The 17,767-nt window shown below is 59.2% G+C and carries 17 protein-coding genes; 13 read left to right on the top strand and 4 right to left on the bottom strand.

Going from position 1 to position 17,767, the window contains the following annotated elements; all coding sequences use genetic code 11:
* Nucleotides 1-158 precede the first annotated feature (158 nt).
* On the top strand, nucleotides 159-494 hold the full coding sequence (locus tag CIK76_RS07285) for a helix-turn-helix domain-containing protein (RefSeq protein ID WP_096284923.1): 336 nt from the start codon (nucleotides 159-161) through the stop codon (nucleotides 492-494).
* Nucleotides 495-911: 417 nt separating this feature from the next.
* Nucleotides 912-1,994, top strand: coding sequence for a PLP-dependent cysteine synthase family protein (locus CIK76_RS07280; RefSeq protein ID WP_096284921.1), 1,083 nt, complete (start codon nucleotides 912-914; stop codon nucleotides 1,992-1,994).
* Here CIK76_RS07280 and CIK76_RS07275 read toward each other — a convergent pair.
* Nucleotides 1,991-2,605, bottom strand: a complete 615-nt coding sequence (locus CIK76_RS07275) for a DUF2249 domain-containing protein (protein WP_176484122.1) — start codon at nucleotides 2,603-2,605, stop codon at nucleotides 1,991-1,993. The genes CIK76_RS07280 and CIK76_RS07275 overlap by 4 nt on opposite strands.
* A 135-nt stretch (nucleotides 2,606-2,740) precedes the next feature.
* Here CIK76_RS07275 and CIK76_RS07270 point away from each other — a divergent pair, with 135 nt between their 5' ends.
* The 10 genes from CIK76_RS07270 to CIK76_RS07225 all read left to right on the top strand — a co-directional run bounded on the left by CIK76_RS07270 (nucleotide 2,741) and on the right by CIK76_RS07225 (nucleotide 14,238).
* A complete protein-coding gene (locus CIK76_RS07270) occupies nucleotides 2,741-3,520 on the top strand; it encodes a YggS family pyridoxal phosphate-dependent enzyme (protein ID WP_096284917.1) in 780 nt (259 codons plus the stop codon).
* Between the two features lie 84 nt (nucleotides 3,521-3,604).
* The gene (poxB, locus tag CIK76_RS07265) at nucleotides 3,605-5,329 is read left to right on the top strand and encodes a ubiquinone-dependent pyruvate dehydrogenase (protein WP_096284915.1); all 1,725 of its coding nucleotides are present in this window, start codon (nucleotides 3,605-3,607) and stop codon (nucleotides 5,327-5,329) included.
* Nucleotides 5,330-5,423: 94 nt separating this feature from the next.
* Nucleotides 5,424-6,176: a YggS family pyridoxal phosphate-dependent enzyme gene (locus tag CIK76_RS07260; RefSeq protein WP_343252115.1), complete on the top strand. Its 753-nt coding sequence runs from the start codon at nucleotides 5,424-5,426 to the stop codon at nucleotides 6,174-6,176.
* On the top strand, nucleotides 6,173-6,988 hold the full coding sequence (locus CIK76_RS07255) for a PfkB family carbohydrate kinase (RefSeq protein ID WP_096284913.1): 816 nt from the start codon (nucleotides 6,173-6,175) through the stop codon (nucleotides 6,986-6,988). Before CIK76_RS07260 ends, CIK76_RS07255 begins: the two co-directional genes overlap by 4 nt.
* A 450-nt stretch (nucleotides 6,989-7,438) precedes the next feature.
* Nucleotides 7,439-7,669, top strand: coding sequence for a glutaredoxin-like protein NrdH (gene nrdH / locus CIK76_RS07250; RefSeq protein ID WP_096284911.1), 231 nt, complete (start codon nucleotides 7,439-7,441; stop codon nucleotides 7,667-7,669).
* Nucleotides 7,670-7,736: 67 nt separating this feature from the next.
* Entirely contained in the window at nucleotides 7,737-8,219 is a 483-nt protein-coding gene (gene nrdI, locus CIK76_RS07245; RefSeq protein WP_096284909.1) for a class Ib ribonucleoside-diphosphate reductase assembly flavoprotein NrdI, read from the top strand.
* Nucleotides 8,220-8,221: 2 nt separating this feature from the next.
* Nucleotides 8,222-10,360 (top strand): class 1b ribonucleoside-diphosphate reductase subunit alpha, encoded by a 2,139-nt coding sequence (gene nrdE / locus CIK76_RS07240; RefSeq protein WP_096284907.1) that lies wholly within the window; start codon nucleotides 8,222-8,224, stop codon nucleotides 10,358-10,360.
* A 210-nt stretch (nucleotides 10,361-10,570) separates the two neighbouring features.
* On the top strand, nucleotides 10,571-11,545 hold the full coding sequence (nrdF, locus tag CIK76_RS07235; protein ID WP_096284905.1) for a class 1b ribonucleoside-diphosphate reductase subunit beta: 975 nt from the start codon (nucleotides 10,571-10,573) through the stop codon (nucleotides 11,543-11,545).
* 140 nt (nucleotides 11,546-11,685) lie between these two features.
* Nucleotides 11,686-12,957: an MFS transporter gene (locus CIK76_RS07230; RefSeq protein WP_096285291.1), complete on the top strand. Its 1,272-nt coding sequence runs from the start codon at nucleotides 11,686-11,688 to the stop codon at nucleotides 12,955-12,957.
* A 51-nt stretch (nucleotides 12,958-13,008) separates the two neighbouring features.
* Entirely contained in the window at nucleotides 13,009-14,238 is a 1,230-nt protein-coding gene (locus tag CIK76_RS07225; protein ID WP_096284903.1) for an FAD-dependent oxidoreductase, read from the top strand.
* A 77-nt stretch (nucleotides 14,239-14,315) separates the two neighbouring features.
* Here the strand turns inward: CIK76_RS07225 and CIK76_RS07220 are convergent, their stop codons facing one another.
* The 3 genes from CIK76_RS07220 to CIK76_RS07210 all read right to left on the bottom strand — a co-directional run bounded on the left by CIK76_RS07220 (nucleotide 14,316) and on the right by CIK76_RS07210 (nucleotide 17,040).
* The gene (locus tag CIK76_RS07220; protein ID WP_096254701.1) at nucleotides 14,316-14,519 is read right to left on the bottom strand and encodes a cold-shock protein; all 204 of its coding nucleotides are present in this window, start codon (nucleotides 14,517-14,519) and stop codon (nucleotides 14,316-14,318) included.
* 534 nt (nucleotides 14,520-15,053) lie between these two features.
* Nucleotides 15,054-16,064 (bottom strand): MerR family transcriptional regulator, encoded by a 1,011-nt coding sequence (locus CIK76_RS07215; RefSeq protein ID WP_096284901.1) that lies wholly within the window; start codon nucleotides 16,062-16,064, stop codon nucleotides 15,054-15,056.
* A 46-nt stretch (nucleotides 16,065-16,110) separates the two neighbouring features.
* Nucleotides 16,111-17,040 (bottom strand): NAD(P)/FAD-dependent oxidoreductase, encoded by a 930-nt coding sequence (locus CIK76_RS07210; protein ID WP_096284899.1) that lies wholly within the window; start codon nucleotides 17,038-17,040, stop codon nucleotides 16,111-16,113.
* 77 nt (nucleotides 17,041-17,117) lie between these two features.
* Between CIK76_RS07210 and CIK76_RS07205 the strand changes: the two genes are divergently transcribed.
* Entirely contained in the window at nucleotides 17,118-17,699 is a 582-nt protein-coding gene (locus tag CIK76_RS07205) for an XRE family transcriptional regulator (protein ID WP_096285289.1), read from the top strand.
* The last annotated feature ends 68 nt before the right edge of the window (nucleotides 17,700-17,767 follow it).

Raw genomic sequence — 17,767 nt, 5'->3', positions numbered from 1 at the left:
AGCATCAGGGCGTGTGCTCTGGATCGGTGGCTGCCGAACGCTTGCGGTTCCGTAAACCAAACAGGACAATTGTTGTACGCGCAGTCATGTACATCTAACGTTCATCATGTACGCGTAAGGCGGTACATCTTTTTATGTTGCGAATTAGGATAGGAACCATGGCAAGTCGCTTGGCAAACCCGCTCACCATCCCGGAAGAGGAAGATTTCGACCTCTTCGAGGTGATGTCAGCCCTCGCGGATCCTGTGCGCAGGGCGATCGTCATGCAGCTTGCGGAAGAACCGGGCCGGGCATGCAGCAACTCGGACTTCGGCGTGTCAAAATCCGCGCTCACCCGTCACTGGCGTGTTCTCCGCGAGTCGGGTCTCATTAGACAAGAGGCGCAGGGAAACAGGCACCGCAACTGGATCCGACGTGAAGAACTCGATCGACGTTTCCCGGGACTCCTGACGCTGGTTCTCGACGAATCGGTCCGCGGCTCCAAGCAGTCCTAGTCGCCGAGCCCGTCTCGCTAAGCGCCGAACCTCTCCAGCGCGCTCCGAGGAAGCTGAGTCGACCGACTGGGGGAGGTGCCCGATGGTTGCCAGCCTGACGGCCAGGACTGAAATCGAGATCCACGAAACCCTGCCGATTTTCGAGGTCGATCGATCCGAAATATGGACGAGCGCCAGTACCGGAAGCGTGCTCCGTTCGGGAATTTGAAGTTTGCGGTGCATCGTGTCGAACCGGTCTGTCCCCGGAGCAAAGGCAAAGCGCTCCGTGGAATGCAATGCAGCGTGGTGCATTCCCGGCCAGGATGCCACTCATCGAACCGTCCCCAGATGGCATTCGAGATCCCTCCAGCAAGCAGCTCGACGGCCGCCGGTATAGTCGTTCTGCGCCAAGTCAAGGACTAGGGATAGAGTGGGTGCGTGACTGAGCAGACTAGCAAAGCAAACCATTGGGTCCGAGCCGCGATCGCCCTGCTTGACGCAGATGCGAACCGCAGCGCAGACACCCACCTCCATGTCTTTCCGCTGCCAAAGCAGTGGGGAATCGACCTGTATTTGAAGGACGAATCGGTGCATCCCACCGGATCGCTCAAGCACCGCTTGGCGCGCTCATTGCTGCTCTACGGTTTGGTCAATGGCAAAATTGGTGAGCACACCACACTTGTGGAAGCCTCTAGCGGCTCCACCGCGGTATCCGAAGCGTATTTCGCCCGCATGCTCGGCCTGCCTTTCATCGCTGTAGTACCCCGGACTACCAGCAGGGAGAAAATTGAACTCATCGAGTTCTATGGCGGACGCTGCCACCTGGTCGATGCCGCCGGCGAAGTGGACCTTGCGGCCCGTCAGCTCGCCGAGGAATCCGACGGATACTACCTGGATCAATTCACCTACGCCGAACGAGCCACCGACTGGCGTGGAAACAACAACATTGCCGAATCCGTGTTCTCGCAGCTTTCGGCCGAACGCCACCCGATTCCTTCATGGATCGTGGTCGGCGCCGGCACCGGCGGCACCTCGGCGACTTTTGGCAGATACGTGCGTTACCGCCAGCATGACACCCAGGTGGCCGTGGCCGATCCGGAGAACTCGTCCTTCTACGAGGGGTGGCGTACCGGAAATATGGCGTACTCCACCGGGCTCGGGTCGCGGATCGAGGGGATCGGCCGACCCAGCGTCGAGCCGTCCTTCGTGCCCGGAGTAATCGACCAGATGATCCAGGTGCCCGACGCGGGCTCGCTGGCCGCCATGTACCTGCTGCGGGCACACACTCGGCACTGGACCGGAGGGTCGACGGGAACCAACCTCTACGCGGTCTTCCAGATCATTGCAGGCATGATCGAACGCGGGGAACAGGGAAGCATCGTCACGCTCATTTGCGACTCCGGCGAGCGCTACGCCAACACCTATTACAACCAGCAGTGGCTGGACGCCCAAGGTTTGGACCTCGCACCGCACCGCGCGAAGCTTGAAGGATTCCTGGACTCCGGACGACTCGAAGGCTAATCGGCGTCCGGGCGCAGCACCGGCATCAGGCCCAAGGTCTTCTTGCGTTGATGCACCGAGAAGTACTTCAGCCCGTGGACTCCGGCGACGAAGTGCCGCCTGGAACGTGCCGGAAGGTAGAGCACGTCACCGAGCTTTAGCGAGATCGAATCCGTTTCGGTGTGCAGCTTCCCGGTGCCTTCGAACACGTGGATGAGTACGTCCAGTTCCGGGCCGCGGTGTTCGCCGATTTCCTGGCTTGGCGCCAGTGCGATGACATTCGCATCCAGGTCGCGGCCCTCCGGTTCGAGCTTCCAGATGGCGCCGTCTACCGTGCTGCCTTGTTCGCCGAGCCAGGCCGTGTTCGTCATGATGCGCGGCACCGGCGTGCTGGCGAGCTTGGTGATGATGACTTCCCAGTCTCCTCCGATCCGTTCGGTTGCCTCCCAGATATAGGTGCCGGGGAGGTTGCGTTCGAATTCCGCGTGCAGGTTCACCGGTTCGTGGTCATTGAGCAGGCTCAGGTACCCGCCGGTGGGCAAGGAGTCGTAGGCCTCCATGATTTTTCCGTGGCGTTCGGGTTTCGGGATGTTCCGCGCATCGATCACGTGACTGCTTGACTGTTCCTCCACTGCAACCTCCAAGGTTTCGCTCGCCTGCCCGCTGGTTGCCTCTAGCCTAGTTGCTTTGAGCCCGGGGCGGCCCGTGGCATATTACGATGAAGCCAGATCAGCAACATCTCCAGTTGGATGCAGGAGCAATACCGTATGAGCCAGGCAACCTCGGATTCAAGCGCCGCGCCCACTGCGAACACCGTGGCGCAGTACAAGGCAAATCTCGCCTCGGTCCGCAAGCGCATCGCGGCGGCCGAACTCGCTGCCGGGCGGGAGCCGGGAAGCGTGCGGCTGCTTCCGGTGACCAAGACGGTGCCCGAGGAGCGGCTGCGGCTGGCGATCGCGGCGGGCGTGGACTGGCTGGGGGAGAACAAGGTGCAGGAGGCCGCGCGCAAGGCCCAGAACCTCGCCGACATTCCGGGTCTCAAATATTCGGTGATCGGCCACCTGCAATCGAATAAGGCCAAGGACGTGGCCCGTTTCGCCGACGAATTCCAGGCCCTGGATAATTTGCGCCAGGCCACCGCGCTGCAGCGCAGGCTGGAACTCGAAGACCGCACCCTGGATGTTTTCGTGCAGGTGAACACCTCTGGCGAGGAAACCAAATTCGGCCTGGACCCGGCAGCGGCCCCAGAATTCTTGCGTTCCCTGCCCGGCCTGGACCGGCTGCGGGTGAAGGGGCTGATGACCCTGGCGATCTTCTCCTCCGAGAAGCAGGCGGTGCGCACCTGCTTCACCACGCTGCGCGAACTGCGCGACCGGCTGCGCGAGCGGGCGCCCGAGGGGATCGGGTTGGAAGAATTGTCCATGGGGATGAGCGGGGATTTCGAGCTGGCCATCGCCGAGGGCGCGACCGTGGTGCGGGTAGGGCAGGGGATCTTCGGTGCTCGTGCGCTGCCCGATTCGCATTACTGGCCGGGCTTTGCCGGTTAGCGGTTAGCCAGCTGGCGCTTTTCTCTCGTAGGCTGAGCGTTATCAACCGGTGGATTCCGGCCCCTTGTTTGCAGGAGGAAATTAATGCCTACCGTCGCCGAACACATGATCGAACAGTTCCACACCCAGGGTGTCAAGCGCATCTACGGGGTCCCGGGGGATTCGCTGAACGGGCTGACCGATGCGCTGCGCGAAAACGGGGAGATGGAATGGATCCATCATCGCCACGAGGAGGGCGCAGCCTTCGCCGCGACCGCCGAAGCCGAACTCACCGGGGAGCTGGCCGTCTGCGTCGGCTCCTGCGGGCCGGGAAACCTCCACCTGATCAATGGGCTCTACGACGCGCAGCGCTCCCGGGTGCCGGTGCTGGCCATTGCCGCGCAGATCCCCACCGACGAGATCGGGTCAAACTATTTCCAGGAAACCCACCCGGTAGAAATCTTCCGCGGCTGCTCGGTCTACGCCGAACAGGTCTCGGACCCCAAGCAGCTGCCGCGGATGCTGCGCATCGCCATGCGCGAGGCGATCGAAAAGCGCGGGGTTGCGGTGCTGGTGATCTCCGGGGACGTGGCGCTCTCCCAAATGGAACGCGCCGGCACCCAAGCGATCGTCAAGACCAGCCCGCGGGTGCTGCCCGCCGACGCGGAGCTTGCCCGCGCCGCGCAGCTGCTTGAATCCTCGGCCAAGGTCACCATCCTGGCCGGGGCCGGCACCGCCGGGGCGCACGCGGAGGTGATGGAGCTGGCCGATCGGCTCGCCGCCCCGATCGTGCACTCGATGCGCGGCAAGGAGCATATCGAATACGAGAACCCCTTCGACGTGGGCATGACCGGACTGCTCGGCTTTGCCTCCGGCTACCGGGCGATCGAGGAATGCGAGGTGCTGCTGATGCTCGGCACCGATTTCCCCTACCAGCAGTTCTACCCGCAGCATGCCAGCATCATCCAGGTCGACCTGCGCGGGGAACAGCTCGGCCGGCGCACCACCGTGGATGTGCCCCTGGTGGGCACGGTGAAGGACACCGCCGCGGCGCTTTCGGCGCTACTGCCCCGGCAGGGCAAGCGCAAGCACCTGAATGACGCGCTGGAGCACTACGCGAAAACCCGCACCAAACTCGACGAGCTGGCCACCCCCTCGCGCGGCAAGGCGGCCATCCACCCGCAGTACCTGGCCCGGCTGATCGATCTGGCGGCGGACCAGGACGCAATCTTCACCGCCGATGTGGGCTCCCCGGTGATCTGGGCGGCCCGCTACCTGAGCATGACCGAAGACCGCCGGCTGCTCGGCTCCTTCAACCACGGCTCGATGGCCAACGCCCTCTGCCACGCCCTCGGTGCCCAGGCGATCGACCGCACGCGGCAGGTGATCGCCTTCGCCGGGGACGGCGGGCTGACGATGATGCTCGGCGAGCTGCTGACCGCCACGCAGAATAAGCTGCCAATCAAGGTGGTGGTCTTCAACAATTCCTCGCTGAACTTCGTGGAACTTGAGATGAAGGCCGCCGGCTTCGTGACCTATGCCACCGAGCTGGAGAATCCCGACTTCGGTGCGGTGGCCAACGCCGCGGGACTCAAGGGATTCCGGGTGGAGGACTCCGCGCAGCTAGAGGCCACGGTCAAAGAATTCCTCGCCCACGAGGGGCCGGCGTTGCTGGACGTGGTCACCGACCGGCAGGAAATGTCCATGCCGCCAAGCATCAAGGTCGAGCAGGCCAAGGGCTTCGCGCTTTATGCCATCCGCACGGTGCTCTCCGGGCGCGGGGACGAATTGTTCGATCTGGCCAAGACCAATTGGCGCCAAATGTTCTAGCACCGGGATCTATGCCTATGCTTGAAGCCGGACCCGCGTGAGCGGGGCCGGCTTTCGCAGCGAGCACCACCAAACAGAAAGAGGCGCAGGCGCTTTGATAACTTCGCAACCGGCCGCGGCCCAGGCGGCAACCACCGAGGATTTCGCCCGGAACCTGGCGAGCGTCAACCAGAAGATCTCCTCCGCCGCCGCCCGGTCCGGCCGCGAAGCCGGTGCGGTGCGCCTGCTGCCGGTCACCAAAACCATCGAACCTGCCCGGCTGCGTCTGGCCATCGACGCCGGGGTTGACACCCTGGGGGAGAACAAGGTCCAGGAAGCGCTGGCCAAATACGAGGAATTCTCCGCCGACTACCCGGAACTGCGCTATGCGGTCATCGGGCCACTGCAGGGCAACAAGGCGAAGTTCGTAGCACGCTTCGCCCACGAGTTCCATGCCCTGGATTCGCTGAAGCTCGCCGAAACCCTGCAGCGCCGCCTGGAAGCCGAGGACCGCAGCCTCCAGGTCTTCCTCCAGGTCAACACCTCCGGGGAAGAGACCAAGTCCGGGATCGACGCCGGCCAGGTCGGTGCGCTGCTCGAAGCCATCGCCCCGCTGGATCGGCTCATCCCGCGAGGGCTGATGACCATGGCCGCGAACACCACGAACGAGTCCTCCATCCGCGCCAGCTTCGCGCTGCTGCGCACCACCGCGGCGCAGCTGCGCGACGGCGGCGCCCCCGAAGGCTTCGACCAGCTCTCCATGGGCATGAGCGGGGACTTCGAGCTGGCCATCGAGGAAGGCGCCACCGTGGTGCGCGTGGGTCAGGGGATCTTCGGCGCCCGCCAGTACCCGCAGGCGAACGCATGAGCGGCTTTGAGCTAGATACCCGCCCGGTCGCCGCCGTGGTGCTCAGCTCCCAGCTGGCCTATGGATCGGTGGGCAACAACGCCATCGCCCGAATGATCGAATTGGCCGGGCACCGAACGGTGGCGGTCCCCACGGTGCTGCTCAGCAATCTGCCGCACTATCCCTCGGTGGCCGGAGGCCCCATCTCGGATCAGTGGCTTGGCGCCATTTTGGAGGACCTGCTCAGCCGCGACGCGCTGCGCGATGCCAGCTACGTGGTCGTCGGCTATCTCGGGGCGGCCAGCCAGGGGCGGATCATCGCCGACTGGTTCCGCGCCGCCCGGGCCCGCTACCCGAAGCTGCGGCTGATCCTGGATCCCGCCTTCGGGGATACGGATGTCGGGCTCTACGCGAGCGAGGAGGTCGCTTCCAGCTATGCCGAGCATCTGGTCGAAGACGCTTGGCTGATGACGCCGAACTGCTTCGAGCTCGCGCTGCTCACCGAAACCCAGATCCATGACGAGCAAGACGCGGCCAACGCGGCCTTGGACCTCATGGATGCCGGCCCCGCGCATGTGATCGCCACCTCCGCGCCCACCGAAGATGAAGATTTCATCGGCTGCTTGCTCGTGATGGACGAGGAAGAGCTCGAGCAGTTCGACACCGGCCGGATTAGCACCGAGGCCAAAGGGGCCGGGGACTGCTTCCTGGGCCAGCTCACCGGTGCGCTGCTTTCCGGCCTCGCCCTGCCCGAGGCCGTGGCCCGCGCGGTGGCCGGCACCTCCGAGGCATTGGCCGGGGTGCATCCGGCCTTCGCGGTGCAAGAGGCCTGAGATCACTTACCCACAGTTCGCCGATGCGCGCCTAAAGTGTCGGTCCGGCCCCCGACACTGGAGCTAGGGCACATCTAGTGTCCGGTCGTCGGGCAGGACGACGTGGAACACGCCGAGGAACATCTCACATGAAGAATTTTTAAACCACATCGACCATCCTCGAGGCTGTGGACAAGTTTTGGCCGACCGCGAGAAATCGCGGTTTAAATGACCGTTAATATCCACAGTGGCTGTGGACGGCCCGGTGGAGGAATGACATACTTGTAATACATCATCTTGTGGCCGCTTGACCGGCCAAACACAAGATGTAGTATTGAACCCGTTGGTGAGTGAAACACCGAAAGCACCCCATAGACAGCATTTTGGGGCATCCGAGAGGATGGCCGGAAGCACCAGGAAATGGTGGAGTCCGAGCCAAAACAAGGACTTTTAAAAAGGGGAAACAGGGAAATGGCAATCACCGTTTACACGAAGCCGTCCTGCGTGCAGTGCAACGCTACATACCGCGCTTTGGACAAGCAGGGCATCGAGTACAACAAGGTAGACATCTCGCAGGATGCCGCCGCCCTAGAGCACGTCCGCGGCCTTGGCTACCAGCAGGCTCCGGTCGTTATCACCGACAACGATCACTGGTCGGGTTTCCGCCCAGACAAGATCGCTACCTTGGCCGTAGCCAACTAGTCGGCATCCGGGCCCCGCACGGGGTCCAAGGGAACTTACTCGTCGACCACCTAGCGGAGGCGAAGAAATGCCACCAGCAGCAGTTGCCGATCGACGGCAAAACGCTGAGGCTCACGAAGCCAAGGTATACACCGATACCAACTTGATTTACTTCTCCTCGGTATCGGAGAACACCTTGCGCTTCGTGGAAAAATTGAATTTCAGTGCGGCTCGCATCCCGGTTTTTGCAACCGAACCGCAACTGATCGCAACGGCACCGTATGTATTGCTCATACCAACCTACGGCGGCGAAAGCGGGAAGCGTTCAATCCTTCCCCAGATTTTGAAATTTCTGGGTCACGAAGAGAACCGCGCAAACTTGCGTGGCGTGATTGGCGCAGGGAACACGAACTTCGGCGAGTACTACTGCATCGCGGCCAAGAAAATTGCCGCCAAATGCGACGTACCCGTTTTGTACACATTCGAACTCATGGGAACGCCGGAAGATGTTCTCAACGTCAATGAAGGGCTTGAAACCTTTTGGGCACCAGCGTCGCACAAGAAGAAGTAACGATGAATGACACCAAAGAGCTCCCAGCAAATATGCAGGGCCTGAGCTACAACGATCTGAACGCCATGCTGAACCTCTACGGTCCAGACGGCAAGATCCAATTCGAGGTGGACCGCTACGCAGCCCGCCAGTACTTCTTGGATCACGTGAACAACAACACCGTCTTCTTCCACGACCTGGATGAGAAGCTCGAATACCTGGTGAAGCACGAGTACTACGAGCGTGAAACCCTCGATCAGTACTCGATGAACTTCATCCGCGATCTGTTCAAGCGCGCCTTCGCGAAGAAGTTCCGCTTCGAGACCTTCCTCGGCGCCTTCAAGTTCTACACCTCCTACACGCTGAAGACCTTCGACGGCAAGCGTTACCTGGAGCGCTACGAGGACCGCGTGTGCATGGTAGCCCTGCACCTGGCCCGCGGCGATGAACAGCTGGCAACGAGCCTGGTCGATGAAATCATCGCCGGCCGCTTCCAGCCCGCAACACCCACCTTCCTCAACGCCGGCAAGGCGCAGCGCGGCGAACTCGTCTCCTGCTTCCTGCTGCGCATCGAAGACAATATGGAGTCCATTGCCCGCGCGGTAAACTCCTCGCTGCAGCTCTCCAAGCGCGGCGGCGGCGTAGCACTGTCGCTTACCAACTTGCGTGAGCACGGTGCACCGATCAAGCAGATCGAGAACCAGTCATCCGGCGTCATCCCAGTGATGAAGCTTCTTGAAGATTCCTTCTCCTACGCAAACCAGCTTGGTGCACGTCAGGGCGCAGGCGCGGTATACCTCAACGCGCACCACCCAGATATCCACCGTTTCTTGGACACCAAGCGCGAAAACGCCGACGAGAAGATCCGTATCAAGACCCTCTCCCTCGGCGTGGTCATCCCTGATATCACCTTCGAACTTGCCCGCAAGAACGAAGACATGTACCTCTTCAGCCCGTATGACGTGCAGCGCGTCTACGGCGTGCCGTTCAGCGAAATCTCGGTCTCCGAAAAGTATGAAGAGATGGTCGATGACTCGCGCATCAAGAAGACCAAGATCAGCGCCCGCGAATTCTTCCAGACCTTGGCAGAGATCCAGTTCGAATCCGGTTACCCGTACATCATGTTCGAGGACACCGTAAACCGTGAGAACCCGATTGAGGGTCGCATCACGATGTCGAACCTCTGCTCGGAGATCTTGCAGGTATCTTCGGCTTCCGAGTTCGCAGATGACTTGAGCTACTCGAAGGTCGGCAAGGACATCTCCTGCAACCTCGGCTCGATGAACATCGCCAAGGCCATGGACGGCAAGGATATCGCCGGCTCGGTGGATATCGCGATTCGCGCCCTGAGCGCGGTATCCGATATGTCCTACATCGCTTCGGTGCCATCGATTGCTGACGGAAACAAGAAGTCGCACGCCATCGGACTGGGCCAGATGAACTTGCACGGCTTCCTAGCCCGTGAGCACATCTACTACGGCTCCGAAGAAGGCATTGACTTCACCAACATCTACTTCTACACGATCCTGTTCCACGCATTAACTGCGTCGAACAAGATCGCCATGGAACGCGGTGAAACCTTCGACAACTTCGAAAACTCGAAGTACGCATCCGGAGAATTCTTCGACAAGTACACCACTCAGCAGTGGGCTCCGGCCACCGCGCGAGTGAGCGAACTCTTCGACGGAATCCACATTCCTACCCAGGAAGACTGGAGTGCGCTGAAGGATTCGGTCATGAAGCACGGAATCTACAACCAGAACCTGCAGGCTGTGCCGCCAACCGGTTCGATCTCGTACATCAACAACTCGACTTCCTCGATCCACCCGGTCGCAGCGAAGATCGAGATCCGCAAGGAAGGTAAGATCGGCCGCGTGTACTACCCGGCTCCTTACATGAACAACGAGAATATCGACTTCTACGAAGACGCTTACGAAATCGGCTACGAGAAGATCATCGACACTTACGCCGCTGCAACCCAGCACGTGGATCAGGGCTTGTCCTTGACGCTGTTCTTCAAGGACACCGTGACCACTCGTGACATCAACAAGGCGCAGATCTACGCATGGCGCAAGGGCATCAAGAGCCTGTACTACATCCGCCTACGCCAGCTTGCGCTGGAAGGCACCGAGGTTGAAGGTTGCGTCTCCTGCGCACTGTAATGCCTCAAGTTTTTGACTGAGTCTCTTCGTCATTAATGTCACCAATCAACCAATAAGCGACACTGTCGCTTATTGGTTGATTGTCGTTAAATGCCTAGTCAGATTGGTATATAAAGTTCTAACGAATCGATTCAAAGTTCGTCACTCGGCCTGATTCGCGGTACAGTTGTAGGCAGACTAATTCTATTTTTAGCGTTTCGATGAGGGGCAATGACCGAGAAGATTAAGCTCGCCAACAAGGTTGAAGCAATCAACTGGAACCGCATCCAGGATGATAAAGACGTAGAGGTTTGGAACCGTCTCGTCAATAACTTCTGGCTACCGGAAAAGATTCCACTGTCCAACGACATCCAGTCGTGGGGAACTCTGACCGAAGCCGAGAAGCTGCTCACCATGCGCGTCTTCACCGGCTTGACCCTGCTCGATACCCTGCAGGGCACCGTCGGCGCGGTCTCGCTGATCCCGGATGCGCTGACGCCTCACGAAGAAGCCGTGTACACCAATATCGCCTTCATGGAATCGGTGCATGCAAAGAGCTACTCTTCGATCTTCTCTACCTTGGCTTCCACCAAGGAAATCGATGAAGCTTTCCGTTGGTCCACGGAGAACGTGAACCTGCAGAAGAAGGCTCAGATCATTGAGAGCTACTACCACGGTGAAGACCCACTCAAGCGCAAGATTGCTTCAACTTTGCTCGAGTCCTTCTTGTTCTACTCGGGTTTCTACTTGCCGATGCACTGGTCCTCGCACGCGAAGCTGACCAACACCGCAGACCTGATCCGCTTGATCATCCGCGATGAGGCCGTTCACGGCTACTACATCGGCTACAAGTTCCAGAAGGGTCTGGAAGGTGCAAGCGAAGAGCGCAAGCAGGAGCTGAAGGACTACACCTTCGAACTCATGTATGAGCTGTACGAAAACGAAGTTCAGTACACCCACGATCTCTATGATCCGGTAGGCCTGTCCGAGGACGTCAAGAAGTTCTTGCACTACAACGCCAACAAGGCCCTGATGAACCTAGGCTACGAGGCAATGTTCCCGGCAACCGTCACCGACGTATCGCCAGCGATCCTTGCGGCGCTGAGCCCGAACGCCGATGAGAACCACGATTTCTTCTCCGGCTCCGGTTCCTCCTACGTGATCGGCAAGGCAGTGAACACCGAAGACGAGGACTGGGACTTCTAAGCGCTTAGTCTCTTCCCGGCGATGGCCCCGTTTCTCAACGGGGCCATTGCCATACCCGAAGAAATACCCCGCCGACCAGCTGCATATCGTGGATACTTGGACAGTAACGGATTCACTGATGAACGAACGCGGGGGTGAATGTGCAGATCGAATCAGCATCCAATGATCTGGGCACATTAGACGAGCAGCAAGTGCAAAGGGTTCGACGCAAATCGATTTCGGTACTTGCAGCTGGACAAATCCTTGGTGGGCTAGGCGGCGGCGCCACCTTGACCCTGGGGTCCTTGTTGATCGTCAGCATCTCGGGTCTGGACTCGCTGGCAGGCATGGCCGCCACGATGAATACGCTGGGCGCGGCGCTCATGGCAATTCCGCTGGCGTTGATGGCGCAGAAGCATGGGCGACGGATATCCCTCTCGAGCGGTGCAGTACTGGCGGCAAGCGGCATTGTGGTCATTATTGCCGCCGCATTCCTCGACTTCTGGCCGCTTTTGATGCTGGGCATGCTGATTCTTGGCACAGGCGCCGCAATGAACCTGCAATCGCGATTCGCTGCCACGGATCTTTCCACGAAGGCCACCCGCGGACGCGATCTTTCGGTAGTCGTCTGGTCGACGACCATCGGTGCGGTCATCGGTCCGAATCTCTTTGAGCCTGGCGAGGTTATCGCCCAGTACATCAACCTTCCGCCCTATACCGGCGGATTCCTGATCGCCATGTGTGCACAGCTAGCCGGTGCACTGGTCTATTGGATCGGGCTCCGGCCCGATCCGCTGCGAATAGCGCAGCGTCAGGCTTTGGGTCGGCCGGATTCCGGGCAGGCCCGCCGCCGTGGATGGCATATATTGCGTACGTCCGTAGCCGCGCGCCGGGCGGTGCTCACCGTGGCCCTGTCGCATATGTATATGGTGTCGATGATGTCGATGACCCCGATTCATATGCAGCACCATGGCGCAACGCTCACCTTAATCGGTTTCACCATATCCATGCACGTGGCTGGCATGTACGCCCTGTCGCCGGTCTTCGGGTGGCTGACCGACAAATGCGGTTCACGGGTGATCATTCTGGCAGGGCAGGCGCTACTGATCTCCGCCAGTGTCCTGGTTTGGACCAACTCCGCAGATCATGTGGTTACCACCATAGCCTTGCTTTGTTTGGGCTTGGGCTGGTCCGCCGCAACGGTAGCGGGATCAACCATGATTTCCGGTGCAGTGGGAATCAACGAACGCCCGCAGCTGCAAGGAACTTCAGATCTTTGCATGAGCTTGGCTGGGGTGATGGGCGGGCTCTGCGCCGGACCGATTCTAGCCGCTATCGGTTTCCAAGGACTGGCTCTAGTCCTCCTAGCCCTGGCGATGATCATGATCACCTTAAATATCAAAAGGTCCACGTCGGAGACTATCCACGAATAGAAATTAGTGCGAAGGTGAAATTCACGGACATTCGCTGAAGGGATAGCTCGCATGGTACCTAGAACTCGATGCGTCATCGTTGGCGGTGGCCCTGCCGGCATGGTGGCCGGACTCCTCTTGGCGCGTAGCGGAGTCCCCGTGACGGTATTTGAGAAACATGGGGATTTTCTTCGTGACTTCCGTGGCGACACCATCCACCCATCCACGATGTTGCTGCTCGAGGAACTTGGATTGATGGAAGAGTTTGAAAAGATCGGCTACAGCAAGGTGTCCCAAGCGCAATTTCCGGCACGAGACGGTGCCCGCGCCACGGTTCTCGACCTATCCAAGCTCAACCATCCCTATCCGTTTATCGCGATGGCTCCACAGTGGGACTTCCTGGATCTATTGGCTCGCGCCGGTGAATCCGAAGCGAATTTTGACCTGCGCATGAATTGCGACGTGACCGACGTGCTCACCGTGGGGGAACGCATTGTGGGCGTACGTTATTCGGGGCCCGACGGAATCGGCGAAATGCACGCGCTGTTGACCATCGCGGCCGACGGCAGATGGTCGAAGATCCGTGATGCTGCGGGGCTCGCTATTAAAGAGTTCGCCGTGCCAATTGATGTCTGGTGGTTCAAGATCCCCGGAGCATTGAATCTAAAGAATGTTTTGTCCCCGGCCTTCACCGCGGACAGATCTTTCGTGCTAATTCCACGGCCCGGGTACGTTCAGACAGCGATGCTCTTGCCGAAGGGGAAAGACGCAGAGCTGCGTGCTCAGGGTACCGAACCGTGGCACCGGGCGATTATCGAAGCCGCTCCCGAACTTGAAGAAGGGGTCCCGGCGCTGAGACTTCAGGACGCTAAATTACTGGACGTGAAACTCAACCGCGCGATACGGTGGTGGCGCCGCGGGCTGTTGTGCATCGGGGATTCGGCACATGCGATGAGTCCGGTTGGGGGAGTGGGCGTGAACCTGGCGGTTCAGGATGCAGTCGCGGCGGCTCGAATACTTGCCGAGCCGCTCAAAGCCGGAACGATTTCGGATCGGGATGTGGCCGCTGTCCAGAGTCGGCGCATCCTCCCGACCGTCGTGGTCCAGAGCACTCAGCGGCTGATGCACCTAGGATTGCGGCGGTTGATGAAAACAAGCAATGACGTGCTCTTGCCGGCATCTATTGCGAGAATCTTGCGTACCTTTCCCAAGATCACTTCGATTCCAGCCCGGCTTTTGGGGGTAGGAATCCTGCGCGAACGCCCGCCGGAAGCTGCAAAGCGAAATTTAGCGGAACGCTAGGACCCCTAGAAACACCAATGGTGCAGTACCATCCGATACGGACGGTACTGCACCAAAAGTTTGGCTTTTGCTAAAGCTTAGCGAGCCTGGATGTTGGTTGCCTGTGGGCCCTTTGGACCGGCTTCCAGGGTGTACTCAACGTTCTGGCCCTCTTCGAGGCTACGGAAACCGAAGCTCTGGATTGCGGAGTAGTGTGCGAACACATCTGCCGATCCATCAGAAGGAGCGATGAAGCCGAAGCCCTTTTCAGCGTTGAACCATTTTACGGTGCCAGTAGCCATGTTTTTATTTCCTTATTTATTCATTGGCCACTACGTGACCTTGTTGCCGAGTCGAAATCCGAAACGGAAAATTAGTGGTTACCTCGAGCAGTACTATGTTGGGCGATTTCCATGCCGTCGGTATCAGCGATCGAATGCTGATTTTGCCGATACCGGCCAAAACGGAGGTCGCTACGCACGCTAAATGTCCTTGCGGTCCATAGACATGACTGTGGAATAATGGCCAGAGTCAGTGGAGTAGAATTTGGAAGCCGCATCGTGGAAACGCTGAGAAGCGCCTGGACGAGCTGTAAGCGGTGAAGAAGAGAAGATGAAAATTCGTTTCGATAGGAGTTCGCTAATTCCGAAGAATCGTTGAACCGATTTGCTGCACAGACGATTTGCTTGTCTTGCTACAAATCTAAACTGCTAACATTCGCTGGCGGATGACTCACACCTGCAAACGTCGAGGTAACAAATTAAGCGTACCATCATTTTCCGGGCTTGTCCTACAGCCGGCCTCTCATCGCGAGCCAGGCTGTAGGGCAAGGGCGCTCAGAGCTCCATATCGGAGTACCAGTGATCGAATGGGTTGGCGGGTTCGTCTTCGTCATCCAGGTCGTCGACTCCGTCAAAGGATCGGCGAATCGAATCGTCGCGGACGCCCCCTTGGAATGCCAAAGATTCCCCGGGATAATCGGAGTTTTCGCCTAGCCGGACAAATAATGGACCAGTTGGCAGGACTCCCTGCTCGTACATTTCGTGGTGCATATGGTTGGTCATTTGCCGCCACGCTCCAGAGCCAAATGCCCGGAAATCGTGTCCGGTGAAAGAAATTTGGAAATCCGGCAAATTAGTTTTCACGGCTCCGGGTGCAATCGAGATTTCCTCGCTTGCCTCGATGCCCGCGTGCATTCTAAATAGCGTCCCCTCCTCAGGGTCGTCCATCGTCTCGATCCAATACCAGATCTGGTCCTTGGCTTCTTCGGCTTTGGTTTCTGGCAAGAGCTTCTCGGCCAGCGCCTTTGTTGCCTGCCTGAGTTTGCCGACGCTTCTGGATGCGAGCGGTACCGAAACGCTGAGCAAGGCCGAGCGGGGACCATGCGTAAAGCCGGAGTCCTCAACGTGGGGTGGCATTGGACGTAGGCATCCGCTGAGCATTGGCGGTGGCACCCTGTCGCAAACGATGGTGTGCATCGCCGAATACATCTCGGCAAAATCTGAAAGCTCATCTTCTATGCCCAACGTCGCAGCAAGCGCACCGTAGGTTTGCAGATCCTTGGTGATCCTGTCTCGCAGTGAGTCTTTCCTGTTTTCGAGGATCGCTTCGTACGAGTCATCATCGACTTCGCCGCTAATGATCCGTTTGATAGCGGCCAAAGGGAGTCCAAGATGCTGATGTTGGCGAATCTGCATCATGGTTTCAAACTGAACCGAGCTGTACTTTCGGTACCCAGTGAACTGATCGACCCGAGCCGGATTGAGCAGGCCGAGCTTCTCATAGTGGTGAAGCGTCTTCACCGTCACGTTCATTAACGCGGCAAATTCTCCGATGCTGTACTCCATGTGGACATCGTATTCTCTGCCCTTAGGGGAGGGTTCAAGCCGAGAGTCACTTTTTTGCTAATTTTTTCTTGGCCGATTCCATAACTAGATCAGCATTGATGGCGGCACCTGCCATAGTTCCGGCGGCGGTCGCCAAACCAATCATTGCCCCTAAGTTCGAGGCGTTGCCGGCTGCGTAGACTCCAGGTACGCTCGTGGCTCCCATCTCGTTGACCGAGATGAACTCTCCCATGGGGTTTTGGCTCAGGTGCCCGCCTAGCTGGAGGAACAATGACGCGTTCGCTTTCATCTGGCTTGCCACCACTACGGCCTGAGCGTCCAGGGTGCTTCCGTTGTCCAAAGCCAAGGACTGCACCTGCCCTTCATCGCTGACGGCTATGTCGGTGACCTGCGCGTCGACGATTTCTATTTCCACTGCGGCGAGCAGTGCGCGGTTTTCTGATGTCAGCGATTGCGGGGCGTGATTAACGTAGGTGACAGTGCCGCTGAGCTGGCCAAAGAGCAGGGCCTGATGTGTGCTCATTTCACTGACACCTAAAATGGCGATCCGCTGATCGCGCACCTCCCACCCGTGGCAGTACGGGCAATGCAGGGCCGAGGTTCCCCAGGCTTTTCGCAGTCCTGGGATCTCGGGCAAGGTATCGGTTAGTCCGGTAGCCAGGAGAATTCGTGCGGCCTGCCATTGCGAGGACTCGGTGGAAACTGCGAATCCTTCTTCGAACGAACCGCCCAGCGACTGAATGCGGGTGGAGGCAAACTCGACTCCGTAGTCCCTTGCCTCTTTGCGGCCTAGCTCCAATAGCTCATGGGGGCTGATGCCTTCATGGCCAAGCACATTGTGTGCGTGCGCTGAGACGGCGTTGCGTGGATTGCCTTCATCGACCACAAGGACTTTGCGCCGGGAACGGGCCAGCGCGATGGCTCCGGCTAGTCCTGCGTTGCCGCCTCCGATGATGATGGCGTCGTATTTTTCCATGGTGCTCTCCTTCGCGGGGTTTTTGATTCGCTATCCAACCTATCGATACATTGCATTGATCGTGTATGTTTTTGCGTATGACGCAAGAACTGGATTTAGACTCGGTCATCCGACAGCGCATTCGTGCCCTTCGCCAAGGTAAGGGGTGGTCCCTGGAGGCCCTTGCGAACCGGGCCGAACTCAGCGTTTCGACGCTGAGCCGGATCGAAACCGGCAACCGGAGGATCGCCCTGGACCAGCTGGTGCCGATCGCCAAGTCCCTGGGCACCACTTTGGACGAGCTGGTGGCTCCCGCCGATGGAAAAGGCGTGATCATCGGCCCCGAGCCGATCTCTGTACCGGGAATGACGATGTGGAAATTATCGGACGACGACGCAGTCAACGGGGTGGTAGTCACGAAGATCCGCTACGACCCGCAGCAGCAGGTGATCCCAACGGAGGACAGGGTCCACCCGGGCAAGGAATGGTTCACCGTGCTCTCCGGCGAAGTGCAGCTCAGGCTCGGCGAACGAGTCTTCCACGTGAAAGCCGGGCAGGCGGCACAATTCGACACCATGACACCGCACTCGATTCGTGCCCTCGGCGGTATCGCCGAGGTGCTGAGCATGATGGACAGCGCCGGCACCCGCGCGCACCATCACGACGGGCAATCGGTCTAAGCCGCATCGCGGACCAAGTTTGGTTAGGCTGTGATCAAGAACCATTTAGCTTGCAGATCGGGAGATCG

Source organism: Glutamicibacter sp. BW80 (genome assembly GCF_002332385.1).
Lineage (GTDB): Bacteria > Actinomycetota > Actinomycetes > Actinomycetales > Micrococcaceae > Glutamicibacter.
Note: the sequence above shows the minus strand (reverse complement) of the source record. Positions and strands in the feature narration are given on the sequence as shown.

What these genes read in the sequence shown, in the direction of transcription:
- CIK76_RS07285 (WP_096284923.1), top strand. Translation starts at nt 159, where the DNA reads ATGGCAAGTCGCTTGGCAAACCCGCTCACCATCCCGGAAGAGGAAGAT.
- CIK76_RS07270 (WP_096284917.1), top strand. Translation starts at nt 2,741, where the DNA reads ATGAGCCAGGCAACCTCGGATTCAAGCGCCGCGCCCACTGCGAACACC.
- poxB (WP_096284915.1), top strand. Translation starts at nt 3,605, where the DNA reads ATGCCTACCGTCGCCGAACACATGATCGAACAGTTCCACACCCAGGGT.
- CIK76_RS07255 (WP_096284913.1), top strand. Translation starts at nt 6,173, where the DNA reads ATGAGCGGCTTTGAGCTAGATACCCGCCCGGTCGCCGCCGTGGTGCTC.
- nrdH (WP_096284911.1), top strand. Translation starts at nt 7,439, where the DNA reads ATGGCAATCACCGTTTACACGAAGCCGTCCTGCGTGCAGTGCAACGCT.
- nrdI (WP_096284909.1), top strand. Translation starts at nt 7,737, where the DNA reads ATGCCACCAGCAGCAGTTGCCGATCGACGGCAAAACGCTGAGGCTCAC.
- nrdE (WP_096284907.1), top strand. Translation starts at nt 8,222, where the DNA reads ATGAATGACACCAAAGAGCTCCCAGCAAATATGCAGGGCCTGAGCTAC.
- nrdF (WP_096284905.1), top strand. Translation starts at nt 10,571, where the DNA reads ATGACCGAGAAGATTAAGCTCGCCAACAAGGTTGAAGCAATCAACTGG.
- CIK76_RS07225 (WP_096284903.1), top strand. Translation starts at nt 13,009, where the DNA reads ATGGTACCTAGAACTCGATGCGTCATCGTTGGCGGTGGCCCTGCCGGC.
- CIK76_RS07220 (WP_096254701.1), bottom strand. Translation starts at nt 14,519, where the DNA reads ATGGCTACTGGCACCGTAAAATGGTTCAACGCTGAAAAGGGCTTCGGC.
- CIK76_RS07215 (WP_096284901.1), bottom strand. Translation starts at nt 16,064, where the DNA reads ATGGAGTACAGCATCGGAGAATTTGCCGCGTTAATGAACGTGACGGTG.
- CIK76_RS07210 (WP_096284899.1), bottom strand. Translation starts at nt 17,040, where the DNA reads ATGGAAAAATACGACGCCATCATCATCGGAGGCGGCAACGCAGGACTA.
- CIK76_RS07205 (WP_096285289.1), top strand. Translation starts at nt 17,118, where the DNA reads ATGACGCAAGAACTGGATTTAGACTCGGTCATCCGACAGCGCATTCGT.